General features: G+C 61.5%; 14 protein-coding genes. 1 reads left to right on the top strand and 13 read right to left on the bottom strand.

Annotated features, from left to right (window positions below):
• Positions 1 to 140: 140 nt before the first annotated feature.
• The 6 genes from HX839_RS00885 to HX839_RS00860 are packed head-to-tail and all read right to left on the bottom strand — an operon-like array spanning position 141 to position 6,067.
• A complete protein-coding gene (locus HX839_RS00885) occupies positions 141 to 1,883 on the bottom strand; it encodes an ABC transporter substrate-binding protein (RefSeq protein WP_003218534.1) in 1,743 nt (580 codons plus the stop codon).
• A gap of 35 nt (positions 1,884 to 1,918) precedes the next feature.
• Complete coding sequence (locus HX839_RS00880) at positions 1,919 to 2,191, bottom strand: DUF2160 domain-containing protein (protein ID WP_003218532.1); 273 nt, start codon at positions 2,189 to 2,191, stop codon at positions 1,919 to 1,921.
• A 10-nt stretch (positions 2,192 to 2,201) separates the two neighbouring features.
• A complete protein-coding gene (locus HX839_RS00875) occupies positions 2,202 to 3,002 on the bottom strand; it encodes a carbohydrate ABC transporter permease (RefSeq protein ID WP_008433050.1) in 801 nt (266 codons plus the stop codon).
• A gap of 10 nt (positions 3,003 to 3,012) precedes the next feature.
• Positions 3,013 to 3,879, bottom strand: coding sequence for a carbohydrate ABC transporter permease (locus tag HX839_RS00870; RefSeq protein ID WP_177066611.1), 867 nt, complete (start codon positions 3,877 to 3,879; stop codon positions 3,013 to 3,015).
• Positions 3,876 to 4,973 carry an ABC transporter ATP-binding protein gene (locus tag HX839_RS00865; RefSeq protein ID WP_177066610.1) on the bottom strand — a complete coding sequence of 366 codons (1,098 nt, stop codon included), beginning with the start codon at positions 4,971 to 4,973 and terminating at the stop codon, positions 3,876 to 3,878. Before HX839_RS00865 ends, HX839_RS00870 begins: the two co-directional genes overlap by 4 nt.
• The gene (locus HX839_RS00860) at positions 4,973 to 6,067 is read right to left on the bottom strand and encodes an ABC transporter ATP-binding protein (RefSeq protein WP_003218524.1); all 1,095 of its coding nucleotides are present in this window, start codon (positions 6,065 to 6,067) and stop codon (positions 4,973 to 4,975) included. The genes HX839_RS00865 and HX839_RS00860 overlap by 1 nt, the downstream gene beginning before the upstream one ends.
• A gap of 259 nt (positions 6,068 to 6,326) precedes the next feature.
• On the opposite strand from HX839_RS00860, the gene HX839_RS00855 reads away from it, so the two are divergent.
• A complete protein-coding gene (locus tag HX839_RS00855) occupies positions 6,327 to 8,153 on the top strand; it encodes a sigma-54-dependent Fis family transcriptional regulator (RefSeq protein ID WP_177008211.1) in 1,827 nt (608 codons plus the stop codon).
• 134 nt (positions 8,154 to 8,287) lie between these two features.
• Here HX839_RS00855 and HX839_RS00850 read toward each other — a convergent pair whose 3' ends face one another.
• From HX839_RS00850 to HX839_RS00820, 7 genes are all read right to left on the bottom strand, one after another.
• Entirely contained in the window at positions 8,288 to 9,820 is a 1,533-nt protein-coding gene (locus HX839_RS00850) for a sodium:solute symporter (RefSeq protein ID WP_177029347.1), read from the bottom strand.
• Complete coding sequence (locus HX839_RS00845) at positions 9,817 to 10,071, bottom strand: hypothetical protein (RefSeq protein WP_003218518.1); 255 nt, start codon at positions 10,069 to 10,071, stop codon at positions 9,817 to 9,819. Before HX839_RS00845 ends, HX839_RS00850 begins: the two co-directional genes overlap by 4 nt.
• A 130-nt stretch (positions 10,072 to 10,201) precedes the next feature.
• Entirely contained in the window at positions 10,202 to 11,137 is a 936-nt protein-coding gene (locus HX839_RS00840) for a choline kinase family protein (RefSeq protein ID WP_003218516.1), read from the bottom strand.
• Positions 11,134 to 12,090, bottom strand: a complete 957-nt coding sequence (locus HX839_RS00835) for an aminoglycoside phosphotransferase family protein (protein WP_177021418.1) — start codon at positions 12,088 to 12,090, stop codon at positions 11,134 to 11,136. Before HX839_RS00835 ends, HX839_RS00840 begins: the two co-directional genes overlap by 4 nt.
• A gap of 8 nt (positions 12,091 to 12,098) precedes the next feature.
• On the bottom strand, positions 12,099 to 13,379 hold the full coding sequence (locus HX839_RS00830; protein WP_177066609.1) for a M20 family metallo-hydrolase: 1,281 nt from the start codon (positions 13,377 to 13,379) through the stop codon (positions 12,099 to 12,101).
• A complete protein-coding gene (locus HX839_RS00825; RefSeq protein WP_177066608.1) occupies positions 13,357 to 14,115 on the bottom strand; it encodes a DeoR/GlpR family DNA-binding transcription regulator in 759 nt (252 codons plus the stop codon). Before HX839_RS00825 ends, HX839_RS00830 begins: the two co-directional genes overlap by 23 nt.
• Positions 14,116 to 14,327: 212 nt before the next feature.
• Entirely contained in the window at positions 14,328 to 15,731 is a 1,404-nt protein-coding gene (locus HX839_RS00820) for an amidase (protein WP_032899092.1), read from the bottom strand.
• Between the last annotated feature and the right edge of the window lie 191 nt (positions 15,732 to 15,922).

Below are 15,922 nucleotides of genomic sequence, written 5' to 3'. Positions count from 1 at the left end.
GGAACCGGGCTTGTGTGGGAGCCGGGCTTGCCCGCGATGGCATCACCGCGGTCTGACTGACAGACCGAGGTGATGCCATCGCGGGCAAGCCCGGCTCCCACACAAACCGGGTTCCCACATTTTGATCTGCGGCGTCTGGGTTACTTGCGCGCCGCCTCCCACGACTTCAGCAACTCGTTATAGCTGACCGTCTCACCCTGTGGCTTCTCATTTGCCAACTTAGGCTTCGGCGCGCCCGGCTGGTCGAACCAGTACTGCGCATCCCGTTCTTCGTTCATTTTCGGCCCGCAAATCGGCTGCACCTTGGAGCGTTCCAGGCGCGTCATGATCGCGTCCTGATCCTTGGCCAACCCGTCCAGCGCCTGCTGCGGCGTCTTCTCTCCGCTGGCCGCCTCCGAAATATGGCTCCACCACAATTGCGCCAACCGTGGATAGTCCGGCACGTTGGTGCCGGTCGGGGTCCACTCCACCCGGGCCGGGCTGCGGTAGAACTCCACCAACCCACCGAGTTTCGGCGCCAGGTCGGTCATGGCCTGGGAGTTGATGTCAGACTCACGAATCGGCGTCAGGCCAACGATGGTTTTCTTCAGCGACACGGTTTTCGAGGTCACGAACTGCGCGTACAGCCAGGCCGCCAGTTTCTGCTTCTCGGGCGTCGACTTGAGGAAGGTCCAGGAACCTACGTCCTGATAGCCCTTCTTCATGCCCTTTTCCCAGTAAGGCCCGACGGGCGATGGCGCCATGCGCCATTTCGGCGTGCCGTCGGCGTTGACCACCGGCAGGCCCGGCTTGGTCATGTCGGCGGTAAACGCGGTGTACCAGAAGATCTGCTGGGCGATGTTGCCCTGGGACGGCACCGGACCGGATTCGGAGAAGGTCATGCCCGCCGCTTCCGGTGGTGCATAGGCTTTCATCCAGTCCACGTATTTCTGCGTGGCATACACCGCCGCCGGGCCGTTGGTGTCGCCACCACGGGTGACGCTGGAGCCCACCGGGTGGCAGTCCTCCACGCGAATGCCCCATTCGTCCACCGGCAAACCGTTGGGCAGGCCCTTGTCGCCGCCACCGGCCATGGAGAACCAGGCATCGGTGAAGCGCCAGCCCAGGGACGGGTCTTTCTTGCCGTAGTCCATGTGCCCGTAGACGCGCTTGCCGTCGATTTCCTTGACGTCTTCGCTGAAGAATTTGGCGATGTCTTCATAGGCTGACCAGTTCACCGGCACGCCGAGTTCATAGCCGTACTTTTCCTTGAACTTGGCTTTCAGGTCTGCCCGTTCGAACCAGTCGGCGCGGAACCAGTACAGGTTGGCGAACTGTTGGTCGGGCAATTGGTAGATCTTGCCGTCGGGCGCAGTGGTGAACGAAATGCCGATGAAGTCCTTGATGTCCAGGGTGGGTGAAGTGAAGTTCTTGCCTTCGTTGGCCATCAGGTCGGTGATGGATTCTGTCTTGCCATAGCGAAAGTGCGTACCGATCAAGTCGGAATCGTTGACCCAGCCGTCATAGATATTCTTGTCGGACTGCATCTGGGTTTGCAGCTTTTCCACCACGTCGCCTTCCTGCAGCAAGTCGTGGGTCAGCTTGATCCCGGTGATTTCGCTGAAGGCCTTGGCCAGCACCTTGGATTCATACTCGTGGGTGGTGAGGGTTTCCGACACCACGTTGATCTTCATCCCGCGAAACGGCTCCGCGGCCTTGATAAACCACTTCAGCTCTTCAAGCTGCTGGGCTTCGGTGAGGGTCGACGGTTTGAACTCACTGCCGATCCATTTTTTTGCAGCGTCTTCATAAGCATCCGCCCAGGCCGCAGCACTGAGCCCGCTGAGCGCCAGCACGGCCGCCAATGAAATGCTATGTCGCAGCTTATTGTTTTTATCGAACATAGAGACCTCCTGGTTTTGGGGTTCAAAAGGGGCAGCTAGCCCCAACGCATCACAGACAACAGCCACACCAGAGACAGCGCGGACGCCACCCAGATGCTCCAGCCGGTTACGCCGATCACCAACAAATGCAGGTAGGCGCTGCCGAGAAGACCGATAAACAAGCGATCACCACGGGTGGTGCTGATCGGTAAAAAGCCGCGCCGGGGGATACTCGGCGAGCGCAACTCCCACGTCGTCATGCCCACCAGCAGCAGGCCGATCGCGGCAAAGAACAGTGCAGTCGGGGTGGTCCAGGCCATCCATTCCATCATCGACTCCTCAGACCCGGCCCAGGGCAAAGCCCTTGGCCACATGGTTGCGAACGAACCAGATCACCAGCATGCCCGGCAAAATGGTCAACACCCCCGCCGCCGCCAGCACGCCCCAGTCGATGCCGGAGGCCGAAACCGTACGGGTCATCACTGCGGCGATGGGTTTGGCGTTCACCGACGTCAGCGTGCGTGCCAGCAGGAGCTCGACCCAGGAAAACATGAAACAGAAAAACGCCGTGACGCCGATCCCCGAGCCAATCAGCGGGATGAAGATCTTCACGAAAAACTTGGGAAAACTGTACCCGTCGATGTAGGCCGTTTCGTCGATTTCCTTGGGCACGCCCGACATGAAACCTTCGAGAATCCACACCGCCAGCGGCACGTTGAACAGGCAATGGGCCAAGGCCACCGCGATATGCGTATCGAACAAGCCAATGGACGAATACAGCTGGAAGAACGGCAGCAAAAACACTGCCGGCGGCGCCATGCGGTTGGTCAGCAACCAGAAGAACAAGTGCTTGTCGCCGAGGAAGCGGTAGCGCGAGAACGCGTAGGCCGCCGGCAGCGCCACGCTCAGGGAAATCACGGTGTTGAGGCTGACGTAGTACAGCGAGTTGAGGTAGCCGGTGTACCAGCTCGGGTCGGTGAAGATCACCTTGTAGTTGGCGAAGGTGAAGTCCTGCGGAAACAGGGTCAGGCCGCCGAGGATTTCGGTGTTGCTCTTGAAGGACATGTTCAGCAGCCAGTAGATCGGCACCAGCAGGAACAGGATGTAGACCAGCAGCGGGATTACCTTGCGCTTGCTCATGTTGGCGGCCTCAGCGGTTGGCGTCGGAGTGGGTCATGGCGGTGTAGAACAGCCAGGACACCAACAGGATGATCAGGAAGTACACCAGCGAAAACGCCGCCGCCGGGCCCAGGTCGAATTGGCCTACGGCCATCTGGGTAAGCGTCTGGCTGAGGAAGGTGGTGGCGTTCCCTGGCCCGCCGCCCGTCAGCACAAACGGTTCGGTGTAGATCATGAAACTGTCCATGAAGCGCAGCATCACCGCGATCAACAGCACGCTCTTCAGTTTTGGCAACTGGATATGTCGGAACACCGCCCAGCTGGACGCCCGATCAATCCGCGCCGCCTGGTAGTACACATCCGGGATCGCCCGCAGCCCCGAGAAACACAGCAGCGCCACCAGGGACGTCCAGTGCCACACGTCCATCACCAGCACCGTGACCCAGGCGTCCATGGTGTTGGCGGCGTAGTTGTAGCTGATGCCTATCGCATTGAGCGTGGAACCCATCAGGCCAATGTCGGCACGGCCAAAGATCTGCCAGATGGTGCCGACCACGTTCCACGGAATCAGCAGCGGAATCGCCATTACGATCAACACCAGCGACGACCAGCGGCCCTTGGTGGGCATCGTCAGGGCAATCGCGATGCCCAGCGGAATCTCGATCAACAGCACACACGCCGAGTAGATGAACTGACGCAGCAGCGAGTCATGCAGGCGCGGGTCCAGCAGCACCTGTTTGTACCAGTCGGCGCCGACGAAGTAGCGGCTGGATTGGTCGAAGATGTCCTGCACCGAGTAGTTGACCACGGTCATCATCGGGATCACCGCGCTGAAGGCCACCAGCAGGAACACCGGCAATACCAGCCACCAGGCCTTGTTGTTCTGCACCTTGTTCATGGCTGCACCTCCAGCAAGTAGTCATCGGCATACACCATCAGCCACTGCCCCGGAAAGCTGATGGACGCCTGGCCCTCGGGCACCGGTTTGTCTTCGGCCAGGCGCACTTTCAACGGTGCGCCATCGAGGTTGAGGGTCATGATCTTGTAGGTGCCGAGGTCTTCCACATGGGTGACTTGCGCCTGTAGCGCGTCGGGATTGTGCTCATCCCACACATGAATAAATTCCGGGCGGATGCCGACCTGCAGCGTTTTGTAAGGCGTTTCGCCAATGCGCTGCTGCAACGCCTCGGGCAACGCCAGATGTGTCCCGGCAAAGCGCACACCGCCCGCCTCTGCCTGCACCTCAATCAGATTCATCCCAGGGCTGCCGATGAAATAGCCGACGAAGGTGTGGCTGGGCCGCTCGAACAACTCCCGGGGCGTACCGAACTGCACGATCTGCCCGCCATACATCACCGCGATCTTGTCGGCGAAGGTCGAGGCTTCCAGTTGGTCATGCGTCACGTAGACCATGGTGATGTTGAACTGCTCGTGGATCTGCTTGAGCTTGCGCCGCAGCTTCCATTTCAGGTGCGGGTCGATCACCGTCAGCGGTTCGTCGAACAGGATCGCCGACACGTCATCCCGCACCAGCCCGCGGCCCATGGAGACTTTCTGTTTTTCATCGGCAGTGAGGTTGCGGGCCTTTTTGTCCAGCAGGTTTTGCAGGTCGAGCACCTCGGCAATTTCCTGCACCTTGCTGTGAATCTTCGCCTCGGCCATGCCCTGGTTTCGCAGGGGAAAAGCCAGGTTATCGAACACGGTCATGGTGTCGTACACCACCGGAAACTGGAACACCTGGGCGATGTTGCGTTTTTCCGGGGTCAGTTCGTTGACCACCTTGGCGTCGAACAGCACCTGGCCTTCGGATGGGCTGAGCAGGCCGGAGATGATGTTGAGCAAGGTCGACTTGCCGCAGCCCGACGGCCCCAGCAACGCGTAGGCGCCGCCCTGCTCCCAGACGTGGTTCATCTCGCGAATCGCGTAGTCCTCGGGGCCGTTTGGCTTTGAACTGTAGCTGTGGGCCAGGTTCTGCAAATGGATCTCGGCCATCAGGCAACCCTCGCGACACGTCGGCCGGGGGCCTGGACCAGCCGTCCCTGGCCATCGAACACAAACAGTTTGTGGGTGGGAATATAGATGCGGATCGGCGCGTCGACGTCGTACTCATGCACCCCGGGCAAGTGCAGCACCAGCAGGAAGTGTTCGCTGCGTACGTGCAGGAAGGTTTCCGAGCCGCTGATCTCGGCGACTTCCACGGTCACTGCCAGCTCCAGGTCATCGTCGTTGCTCGGCACCAGGCTGATATGGCTGGGACGCACGCCAAAGCGAAACTCGCCTTCGCCGATGGGCCGCAGGTCGACGTTCAGCGGGAAGTGCACGAAGTTGGCGAAGCTCACTTCATTGCCACTGATGCGCCCGGGCATCAGGTTGATCGGCGGCTCGGAAAACAGCTCGGCCGCCAGCACGGTTTGCGGCTGGTGATAGACCTCGGCGGCCTTGCCGCTCTGGATCACCCGGCCCTCGTGGAGAATCGTGGTGGTACCGCCCAGGGCCAGGGCTTCGTTGGGTTCGGTGGTGGCGTAGATGGCGATGGTATGGCGTGCCTTGAACAGCTCGCGCATTTCCTGGCGCAGTTCTTCGCGCAGTTTGTAGTCCAGGTTCACCAGGGGCTCATCGAACAGAATCAGCTCGGCATCCTTGACCAGCGCCCGGGCCATGGCGGTGCGTTGCTGCTGGCCGCCGGAGAGTTCCAGGGGGTGACGCTGGAGGAATTTCTCGATGCGCAACATTTTCGCGGTTTCGAGGACTTTGCTCTGGATCTGCTCGGCAGAGACTCCGGCCTGGCGCAGCGGCGAGGCGATGTTCTCGAACACGGTCATGGTCGGGTAGTTGATGAACTGCTGATAGACCATCGACACATTGCGCAGGCGCACCGGCTTCTGGGTGACGTCCACGCCATTCATCAGGATGCGCCCGCTGTCAGGCTTGTCCAGGCCGGCCATCAGGCGCATCAGGCTGGTCTTACCGGAGAGCGTGCGGCCCAGCAATACATTGAAGGAACCGGCTTCGAAACGCAGGTTGGCGTCGTCGATCCAGGTTTGGCCTTCGACAACGCGAGTGACGTGCTCCAGGGTCAATGACATGACACGACCTTTTTATTATTGGAATGGTTCTGGCAGGAGCACAGAGCGAGTTCCGTGCCAACAACCCAAACCTCAGGCCGGTCAACGAGTTAGGCAAAACAGCGATTCGCCTCTGAACAGAAATGAACAGGTCAGGCTGAACAACTGAACAATCGGCGGGTTGACAATGAACAGTTCTGAACAACACTTTGCAGGAGCGAGCAAGCTCGCTCCTGCATAGAGATAGAGCCCAGAACAACAATAAGACAGGGTCACCGCCATGAGCACACCGCTGGCGCACGATGCCATCATCCAGGACTCCTGGCGCCGCTGCCGGGCCTATGGCCTGGATCACCAGAGCACACCGAGCTTCGACCAACTGCCCGCAGACGGCGTCAGCCAGTTGCTGGAAAGCCAGCATTCCCTTGTGCAGACCACCCACCAGGAAGTGCTGCCCTACTACGAAAACATCCTCAGCAATTCCAACTGCCTGATCATGCTTGCCGACAACCAGGGCCAGGTGCTGACTTCGTGGGGCACCCAACGCTTTATCGACCCCAAGCTGGCCCGTGGTTTCAGCGCCGGCGCCAGCTGGATGGAGCGCTCCAGCGGCACCAACGCCATCGGCACCGCCCTGGCCTGTGCCCAGGCAGTGCATATCGAACATGACGAACACTTCCTCAAGGCCAACCGTTTCATGACCGGCTCGGCAGCGCCGATCTTCGATGCGCAGCGGGAAATCATCGCGGTGCTGGATGTGTCCAGCGACAGCTACCTGCCGCCTTCCCACACCCTCGGCATGGTCAAGATGATGAGCCAGACCGTCGAGAACCGGCTGATCCTCAACCTGTTTCGCGGTGAGCATTTCCAGCTGACGTTCAACACCGGGCTGAACAATCTCGACAGCCAGTGGGCCGGGCTGCTGATTTTTGATGAAAGCGGCCAGGTACTGTCGGCCAATCGCCGGGCCGACAACCTGCTGGGCATCAGCCTGTCGCGGGTGTTGATCGACAGCCTGTTCAAGGTCTCGCTGCTGGAACTGCTCAACCAGCCCGAAGGCCTGCCCTTCTCGCTGCAAGCCGCCGGACGCAACCGTTTCCAGTGCCTGCTGAAACGGCCGAAACAGGCGCCAGTGCAGGCTCGCGTGTTTGTGGAAACGAAAAAGCCCCGCGAACCTGGCCCCACGGCCATCAGTCTCAAGACCCTGCACTTCGGCGATGCCCGCGTGGAAAAGGCCGTGCGTCAGGCCGAGCGCCTGCTGGAAAAGGATATTCCGTTGCTGATCCACGGTGAAACAGGTGTCGGCAAGGAAGTGTTCGTCAAAGCCCTGCACCAGGCCAGCTCTCGCAGCCAACAAGCGTTTATCGCGGTCAACTGCGCAGCGATCCCCGCCGAACTGGTGGAGTCGGAACTGTTCGGCTATGAAAAAGGCGCATTCACCGGCGCCAACCAGAAAGGCAGCATCGGGCTGATCCGCAAGGCAGACAAAGGCACGCTGTTCCTCGACGAGATCGGCGACATGCCCCTGCCGACCCAGGCCCGGCTGTTGCGGGTATTGCAGGAACGCTGTGTGCAGCCTGTAGGCAGCAGCGAGTTGTACCCGGTGGATTTGCGGATCATCTCCGCCACCAACCGCTCGCTGCGCGAACAGGTACAGCTCGGGCGTTTTCGCGAAGACCTGTATTACCGCATCGGCGGCCTGACCCTGGAGCTCCCGCCGCTACGGGAGCGCACGGATAAACAGGCGTTGTTCAAGCAGCTGTGGCAACAGCATCGCGAGCCGACGCAGTGGGCCGGGTTGACTAACGAGGTGCTGGCCTTGTTTGAACAGCATCCGTGGCCGGGCAACCTACGCCAGGTGAGCAGCGTGTTGCAGGTGGCACTGGCCATGGCGGAAGAGCAGCCGATTCGGGCGGAACATTTGCCGGATGATTTTTTTGTGGATTTGAATGGGGTGGTGCCGGTGTGTGATGCAGTGGATGACAGTCTGGACCTGAATGAGCGACTGAAGGCGGTGGGCGGGAATATCTCTCACCTGGCCAGAGAACTTGGCGTCAGCCGCAATACCCTCTACAAACGCCTGCGACAAAACGGGAATTCTGTGTAGAAACACAATCAAAAATGTGGGAGCGGGCTTGCTCGCGAATGCGGTATATCAGTCGCTGATGCTTTAACTGACAGTCTGCATTCGCGAGCAAGCCCGCTCCCACATTGGAACTACATTGGGTTAGAGAAGTGGGTTCAGTTCAGGACCGGCCTTGCCCCCATTGGCACTTTGCGCCCTGGCGCCGCCATTTCAAACAACTGCTCCACCCGAGCACTCTCCTGCGCACTCGGTTTGATCGCCAATGCACACGCCACAAAAATCCCCGCATTGACCACCAGCCCCACAATCCCGCTGGTCAACGACCCCAGCCCGGGAATGTCGTCCGGATACATCGTCGTCAGCACAATCGCCACCACAATCCCCGCCAGCATCCCGGCAATCGCGCCTTCCTTGTTGCCGCGGCGGCTGAAGATCCCGAAGAACAGCGGCACCGCCAACTGGATAATCCCCTGGTAGGAAATCTGCGCCAGCAATTGCAGTCGCGCGTAATCAAAGGTCAGGTATGCCAGCACCGAGGCGGCAACGATAAACACCACCATCCCGGACTTGGCCAACAGCGTCAGTTGCCGATCGGTACGCGGGGTGTTCCAGGTAGCCAGGTCGTTGGCGAACTGGGTGCCGCAGACCTGCACGCAGCCGTCGACGTGGCCGATGCTCGCCGCCAGCACGATGACGATCGCCAGCGCCAGCATCCACGGCCCGCCGATGTCGAACAGCGAGAGGAACCAGCCTTGTTGCGGGTGCGCGATGACGTTCGGGTCCTGGCTGATGGCCGCGGCAAACAGCATCAGAATCCCGTAGAAACCACCCACCAACAGGATCGTGTACAGCGTGCCTTTCTTCACCGCCTTGACGCCGCTGGCGGTGTAGATGCGCTGGAAGCTCATGGGCCAGCACATCGAGCCGATCACGCCGGTGAAGATCAGGCTGAACATGTACAGCGGGCCGTAACCGGTGCCGCTGGCGCCGGGAATCAGCAACATTTTCGCCGGCAGGTGCGACAGGTTGGAGAACGACGCCTGGTCACCGAACAGCAGGAACACACACAGCGCCGCACACACGACATAGGCGATCAGGCCCTGGAACATGTCGGTCATGATCAGCCCGCGCATGCCCATGCTCACGGTCCAGTACTGGCGCACCAGAACCACCACCACGCCGGCGACCAGGCAGGTGGTGACGCCCCAGCGGCCGAAGCTGGCGAACTGGAACAACATCGCCAACGCCTGGATGCCCATCACCACCCACGGGAATACCGAGATGATGCCGATGATCGAGGCCACGCGCTTGACCACCGGGCTGTTGAAGCGCATGCCGAGCAAGTCCGGCTGGGTGCGCAGGTTGAAACGCTGGCCCCAGGTCCACGCGCGGCGGGCCATCAGGTACATTGCCGTCACGCCAAGGGTGGCGTAGACCATGCCGTAGAAGCCCAGGGCGCCGCCGATGGTCAGGGCGAAAAACGCGGTAAAGGTCGAGCCCGGCCACCACGAGTTGGTGTAACACATGGCGATGTACCACGGCCCATAGGAGCGCCCGCCCACGGCGTAATCGGAAAAACTCGTGCTCTCGCGGTTGGTGGCGTACAGCACGGCGATCATCCCGGCCAGGAACAGGCCGATGACGCCGAAGGTGATAAAGAGGTTGGCATCGCTGGCGGTGCTGATCATTGCGCATCCCCCTCTTCGGGTATTTCGCCGGCCTTCAATTCGGCGACGTACAACGCCCACAGGCCCAGGCCTGCGAGGACGGCAATGGCGATCCAGTAGAAGATCGGCAACGGTATGCCCAGTACCAACGCGGTACTGCCGCTCACGCTCAAATAGAACGGCGGGAATAAGGCGAGCATCAGCAACAGGAAAAAGTACACGCCAAAGAGTTGGCTTTTCAGGCGTCCGGGTGGTGCGCTATCAGATTTCATGAGTCGGGTGCTCCTTGAATTTGTGGATCGTTTTTTTGTGTGATCAAACAAAAATCAAGCAGTGAAAACGCAGGCACCAATCAGCGCCCAAGTGACTTCATTCAATGCATTATTGTTGTCTGGCGCAGGCTCAAGCCTGTCTTAGCCAGGTTTCCCATTGCGAATCGTTGATGATGCTGCGGGCACGCATGTGCTTCCAGGTGCCGTATTTGTAGAAGTCGAAATCCAGCTGCGACACCGCGTGCTGCACCATCGCCCAGGTCGACCATTTGATGTCCGCCAGGGCCTTGTGCAACTTGATGCGCGCGAGGTTCTGCGGGGTGACCTGGCCGAAGTAATCCTCGATCAGGGCCAGTTCCATTTCATCAGTGAAAAACATCTCGCCGAACCACAGCGCCAGTTCGTAATGCCGGTCGTTGTTGGAGGCGTATTCGAAGTCCACCAGACGAATTTGCCGACGGTCGTTGAGCATGAAATTACCCGCCAGGGTGTCATTCATGCAGGGAGCCAGGTCGATGCCGGAAGCTTGCAGCACGCCCCGGGCGCGGTCGCATTGGCGGCGCAGCCAGGCGTCGTCGGCGGGCTTGCAGCCGTTGAGTTGCTCCACCTGCCGCTGGTGCTCGGCAATCATGTCGAACACGGTCTTGGTCTGCACCAGTGGCGGCTGGTCGTTGAACGCCTTGAGGGCGTGCAGCGCGTTGTGGCGCACGTCGCGGTCGAGGAAGTCGTGGTTGGAGGAGGCGCGCCAGCCCTCCATGAACTCGAAGACTTCCACGCCGAACTCTTCAAGGAATGCGAACACCGGCGCGCCATAGCCGGTTTGCGCCGCCTTGAGGCTGGCGTCGTGGGCCGTGCGGCGGTCGATGAACATCTCGGTGCCCACGCCCGGCACCTTGAAGAAATACGCAGTGTCGATCCCGGCCACTTCCACCCGCCAGTTGGTGTTGGAGATCCCGCCGCTGACCGGTTCATAACGAATGCCGGTGCCGCCCCAACTGGCAACCCCGCGCACCGCCGCTTCCAGTTGACACTCTTGTGGCGTACACGCCTCACCTAACGCTTTCATGCCTGCCCCTCCTGTACCTGACGTAGCCAACCTTCAAACCGCGGGTCTTGCAGACTTTGGCGGCAGCGCAACAGCGTCCACTGCCCTACCTTGGAAAACTCCAGCGGCCGCGCCGAGGTAGCGCCGACCCACAGGCCCCAGAGCGTCCAGTACCAATCGTTGATCAAGGCGTACAAGCGGCAGCGCGCATAGTCGCTTTCACGGCACTCGCCGGCCCAGGCATGGATGCCTTCGCGCCAGTCGTTTTCGAAGACGTACAACTCGTTAAGGCTGATGGCCACGTCGTACCAGGGATCACCACTGCCGGCGTAATCGAAGTCGATCAGTTGCAAGGCGCCGTCCGGGCCGATCATCACGTTGCTCGCCACGCCGTCGCCGTGCAGCGGCACCGAGTCGCTGGCGTTCAGTTGCAGCGAGGTCCAGGCCAGGTCAATGCAGGTGCTGATCCAGGCGTGGTCGATGGGCAAGGCCACGCTGTAGCGCACGCATAATTCGCGCAGGTGCTGGATGTCTTGCAGCGGCGAGCGGGCGAAGCCCGGCGAGGTGCCTTGGTGCAATTGTTTCTTCAGGGCCCAGAGCGCTTGCAGGCGTTGGGGCTGCATCAATTCGTCGAGGCGGGCCCAACGCCACTCGCTGGTGGGCAACGCATCCAGCAGCAACACGCCGGCCGTAGCATCTACCAGGCGCACACCCGGCGTCACGTCGCAATCAGCTGCCAGTTGGGTGGCGCGGGCAGTGCGTTCAATGTCGATCAACGCGCGCATGTCGTCATGCAAGACTTTGGCGTAACACTGGCCCCACGGTGCGCTGACGGTAAAACCGGCCCACTCGGTGGCCAGGCGTACCGGCGAGGCAATCCCGGCGGTGCCCTCTTCGACCACCACATGGGCGGACAAGCCGGCGGCCTCCAGGGCGCCCAGCAGCCGTGACTTTGCTTGCAAACGACTCGACATGGCAGACCTCAGCGGTAGGCGTTGGGGGTGGAACAGGCGCGGTGCAGCAACGCGGTCAGCATGTGCAGGCCGTTGCGCATGTCCTGTTCGCTGGTGAATTCCGCTTCGTTGTGGGACACGCCATTGCTGCTCGGGATAAACAGCAGGCACACCGGGTAATGCCGGCTCAGGCTGATGGCGTCGTGGCCTGACACGGTGACGCTGTTGCCGATGGGCAAGCCCAGTTGCTGGCCGACGCCATAGGCCAGCTCGGCAAAACCGTGATGCAGGTGGCTCGGCTCACGCAGGGCGCGGCTTTCGATGCTGTAGTCAGTCGACGTGGCGCTGGCGGTGGCCTTGAGGCTGGCGTCCAGGCGCGCACCGGCTGCGGCCAGTAATTCGGTGTCGGGCGAGCGGTACTCGACATGCAACGTCACGCTGGAAGGCACCACGTTGGGGGAATTGGGATAGATCTCCAGGCGCCCCACCGAGCTGTGCAGTTGCACGCCGTGCAGGTCGGCCTCGGCCCGCACCGCAGTGATCGCGTGGGCGGCGGCCAGCAAGGCGTCCTTGCGCGCGGCCATGGGCGTAGGGCCGGTGTGGTTCTGTTCACCGATGAACCGAATCCGTTGCTTGAGGGCGGCCCAGGTGTCGCGCACCACACCGATGGCCAGCCCGTCGCGCTCAAGGCCATCACCTTGTTCGACGTGGATTTCCACATAACCGGCGACGTCCAACTCGACGCGGCCCTCCCCCAGATAACCAATCTGCTGCAGCGCATGCTTGAGGCTGATGCCATCCCCATCGCGGCAGGCCCAGGCGTCCTGCAGGGCCAGGTCACCGGTGAACACGCTGCTGCCGATCAGGCTGGGCTGGAAACGCGCGCCCTCCTCGTTGGTCCAGTTCACCACCGCCAGGTTGCACGCCGGTACTTCGCCGCGCTCGCGCAGTTGGCGAGCCAGGCTGGCCACCGCGACTGCGCCGGCCAGCACGCCATAGACCCCATCGAAACGCCCGGCACTCGGCTGGCTGTCCAGATGCGAACCACACAGCACGTAGGGCGCTTCTGGATTAAAGGTGATCAAACCGAACATGTTACCCACTGCATCCACACGCACGTCAAAACCGCGTTCAGTCAGCCAGGCCGCGAACAGGTCGCGCACGGCGCCGTCTTCAGCCGAGGCGGCGAGGCGATGCAGCCCACCGGCCTTGGTCGCGCCGATGACCGAGGTGTCGCGGAACAGCGCCTCGAAGGTTTCAAGGTCCTGTTCACTGGGCACCAGCAACTCAGGGGTAAAGGATATCAACATGGGCTTGCTCCAGGCGGGTCGCAAAGTCGTTGGACGGCGCACGATTGGTGACCAGGGTCGTGATGGCGCTGAACGGCAGCGTATTGATAAAGGTGCGGTGGCCGAACTTGGCGTCATCAGCCAGGATCACGCTGCGCAGGCTGTGTTTGGTCAGTTCCCGGCGCAGCAGCGCCTCGGGCTCCTGGTAGTCCATGAACCCCAGCTCCAGGTCGACAGCGCCGATGCCCATGAAGGCAATGTCGTAGTGGAACTGTCGGACGAATTCCAGGGTGTGGGCGCCAATCAGCGCGTTGTCGTTGCGGCGCACATCGCCGGGCACCACCAGCACCTGGTTGGCGCTTTGCTCGGTGATCAGGCGGGCGATGTCCAGGGAGTTGGTGATGATGCGCAACTGGCTGAACGCGGTCAGTTGCTGGGCCAGGGCCAGGGTCGAGGTGCCGGTGTCGAGGAACAGCACCATGCCTTCGCTCACCAGCTTCGCTGCACACACCGCGATACGCGTCTTGGCCTGGGGCTTGATGCGGCTGCGCACCTGCAGCGGCTGTTCTTCGTTGAGCCGCGGCAGGATCGCGCCGCCGTGGATGCGCCGCAGCTTGCAGGCTTCTTCCAGGTACTTGAAGTCGCGACGGATGGTTTCTTCGGAGACGAACAGCGCCTGCGCCAGGTCCGACGCCTTGACGCGCTGGTGTTGGGTGAGCAGGAGCATGATTTCGTCGAGACGTGGCTGGTTGAGCATAAAAGAGGTATTCCAGGGCAGGTTCAGGCGGCCGGTATTGCGCGCCCCACGGCGAAACGCGGCGCGAGCCGGTCCAGCGGGGAGCATAGAACGTAATACAGCCATGGACAGGGTCACAGGTACCTCTCACTCATCAGGGTGTGAAAGGGCAGGACAACACAAAGCGTTTATCACGGGCGGGCTTCTTTTGAGCCCACTCCGGGTGCAATCAATCAGGGCATCAGCATCGGGGGGAGGTGCTGATCCCAGGGGGCGATGGCTTCGACGGCCGCGCAGAATTGCAGCACCTGGGCGTCGGCAAAACGTGGGCCGATCACCTGCAGGCCAATCGGCAAACCGCTCGGGCTGAAGCCGCAGGGCAGGCTGGCAGCGGGGTTGCCGGTGATATTGAACGGATAGGTAAACGGCGTCCAGCGGGCCCAGGGCACCGCGCCCTCCTCGCCCGGCCAGCCCTCGGGGGCAACCCGGTCGGCGGCGAACGGCAGGATCGGCATCGTCGGCATCAGCAGTACGTCGTAGTCATTAAACAGCGCGTGTACCTGATTGGCGAACAGTGCACGTTGCTGCACAGCCTTGAGGTAGGCCGCCAGATCGTAATCGGCGGAGCGCTTGATCAGCGCAGCGAAACCCGGGTCCAGTTGGTCGAGGCGATCGGCCAGGGATTTGCCATAGGCGATCCCGCGCCCGCCGACCCACAGGGTTTCGAAGGTGGCCAGCGGGTCTTGCCAGTCCAGGTTCAGGGTGGTGACGGTGACCGGCAGCTCATCCGCAAGGTAATGCACCGCCGCTTCGACGGTGGCGGCGATGACCGGGTCCACCGGCGTATCGAACAAGGTCGGGCAATACGCCACACGCACAGGGCCCAGCGGTTGGTCGCAGCGCGCCAGGTAGGACTCGGTGGGCGCGGGCAAGGCCTGGTGATCCAGCGGATCGGGCCCGGAGAGGATATCGAAGAGTAACGCGCTGTCGCGCACGGTGCGGGTGATCGGGCCGGCGTGGCTGAGCATTTCAGTGGCGGACCAGGGCCAGGTGGGGATGCGCCCAAGAGAGCCTTTAAGAGCGAATGCACCGCAAAAGGCGCCGGGAATGCGCACCGAACCGCCGCCGTCGGAACCCAGCGTGGCCGGGACCATGCGTGCTGCCACCGCAATGGCCGAGCCGGAACTGGATCCTCCGCTGGTGAGCTGGGGGTTCCAGGGGTTGCGGCCATTGCCGAATACCCGGGAGGTGCTGGCGCCGGTCCAGCCGAATTCGGTGGTGGCGGTCTTGCCGAGGATGATCGCGCCGGCCTCCTTGAGGCGGCGGATGATCGGGGCGTCCTGGGTGGGGACGTTGTCCAGGCCGGTCAGCGAACCGCGGGTGGTGCGCAGATTGGCGGTGGAGAACAGGTCTTTGATGCCGAAGGGGATGCCGTGGAGCGGGCCACGAAATTGGTTGGCCTGCGCTTCTGCGGTCAGGATTTCAGCCTGCTCCCGCGCGGATTCGGTGTAGACGTCGCCGAAGGCATTCAGTGTGGGATTGTGGGTTTTGATGGCTTCGAGGCTTTGCTCGACCAGTTGCACAGGGGTCAGTGTGCCTTGGCGGATGCTTTCGGCTGCGTGCAGGACGCTGGGCATGTGGGTCAGTGAGGTATCAGTCTTCATTGAGCATCCTGGGACATCTGCGAAATGATCCAGCGGGTACGTCAATAGACGCCAAGGGAATGGAAGCTGTCAAGTTGGATTTGTTGCGTATGTGGGTTTTGTGGGATTTATTTTTGTCGGAGATTTGGCTTACGAAAACGGGTCGGTTTAGCCGGGGATTTGGC

It is taken from the genome of Pseudomonas sp. I8001 (assembly GCF_013385345.1).
Lineage (GTDB): Bacteria > Pseudomonadota > Gammaproteobacteria > Pseudomonadales > Pseudomonadaceae > Aquipseudomonas.
This window is presented reverse-complemented; position numbering and strand designations above follow the sequence as displayed.

Coding starts and splice junctions, on each gene's coding strand:
- HX839_RS00885 (WP_003218534.1), bottom strand. CDS start 1,883: ATGTTCGATAAAAACAATAAGCTGCGACATAGCATTTCATTGGCGGCC.
- HX839_RS00880 (WP_003218532.1), bottom strand. CDS start 2,191: ATGGAATGGATGGCCTGGACCACCCCGACTGCACTGTTCTTTGCCGCG.
- HX839_RS00875 (WP_008433050.1), bottom strand. CDS start 3,002: ATGAGCAAGCGCAAGGTAATCCCGCTGCTGGTCTACATCCTGTTCCTG.
- HX839_RS00870 (WP_177066611.1), bottom strand. CDS start 3,879: ATGAACAAGGTGCAGAACAACAAGGCCTGGTGGCTGGTATTGCCGGTG.
- HX839_RS00865 (WP_177066610.1), bottom strand. CDS start 4,973: ATGGCCGAGATCCATTTGCAGAACCTGGCCCACAGCTACAGTTCAAAG.
- HX839_RS00860 (WP_003218524.1), bottom strand. CDS start 6,067: ATGTCATTGACCCTGGAGCACGTCACTCGCGTTGTCGAAGGCCAAACC.
- HX839_RS00855 (WP_177008211.1), top strand. CDS start 6,327: ATGAGCACACCGCTGGCGCACGATGCCATCATCCAGGACTCCTGGCGC.
- HX839_RS00850 (WP_177029347.1), bottom strand. CDS start 9,820: ATGATCAGCACCGCCAGCGATGCCAACCTCTTTATCACCTTCGGCGTC.
- HX839_RS00845 (WP_003218518.1), bottom strand. CDS start 10,071: ATGAAATCTGATAGCGCACCACCCGGACGCCTGAAAAGCCAACTCTTT.
- HX839_RS00840 (WP_003218516.1), bottom strand. CDS start 11,137: ATGAAAGCGTTAGGTGAGGCGTGTACGCCACAAGAGTGTCAACTGGAA.
- HX839_RS00835 (WP_177021418.1), bottom strand. CDS start 12,090: ATGTCGAGTCGTTTGCAAGCAAAGTCACGGCTGCTGGGCGCCCTGGAG.
- HX839_RS00830 (WP_177066609.1), bottom strand. CDS start 13,379: ATGTTGATATCCTTTACCCCTGAGTTGCTGGTGCCCAGTGAACAGGAC.
- HX839_RS00825 (WP_177066608.1), bottom strand. CDS start 14,115: ATGCTCAACCAGCCACGTCTCGACGAAATCATGCTCCTGCTCACCCAA.
- HX839_RS00820 (WP_032899092.1), bottom strand. CDS start 15,731: ATGCCCAGCGTCCTGCACGCAGCCGAAAGCATCCGCCAAGGCACACTG.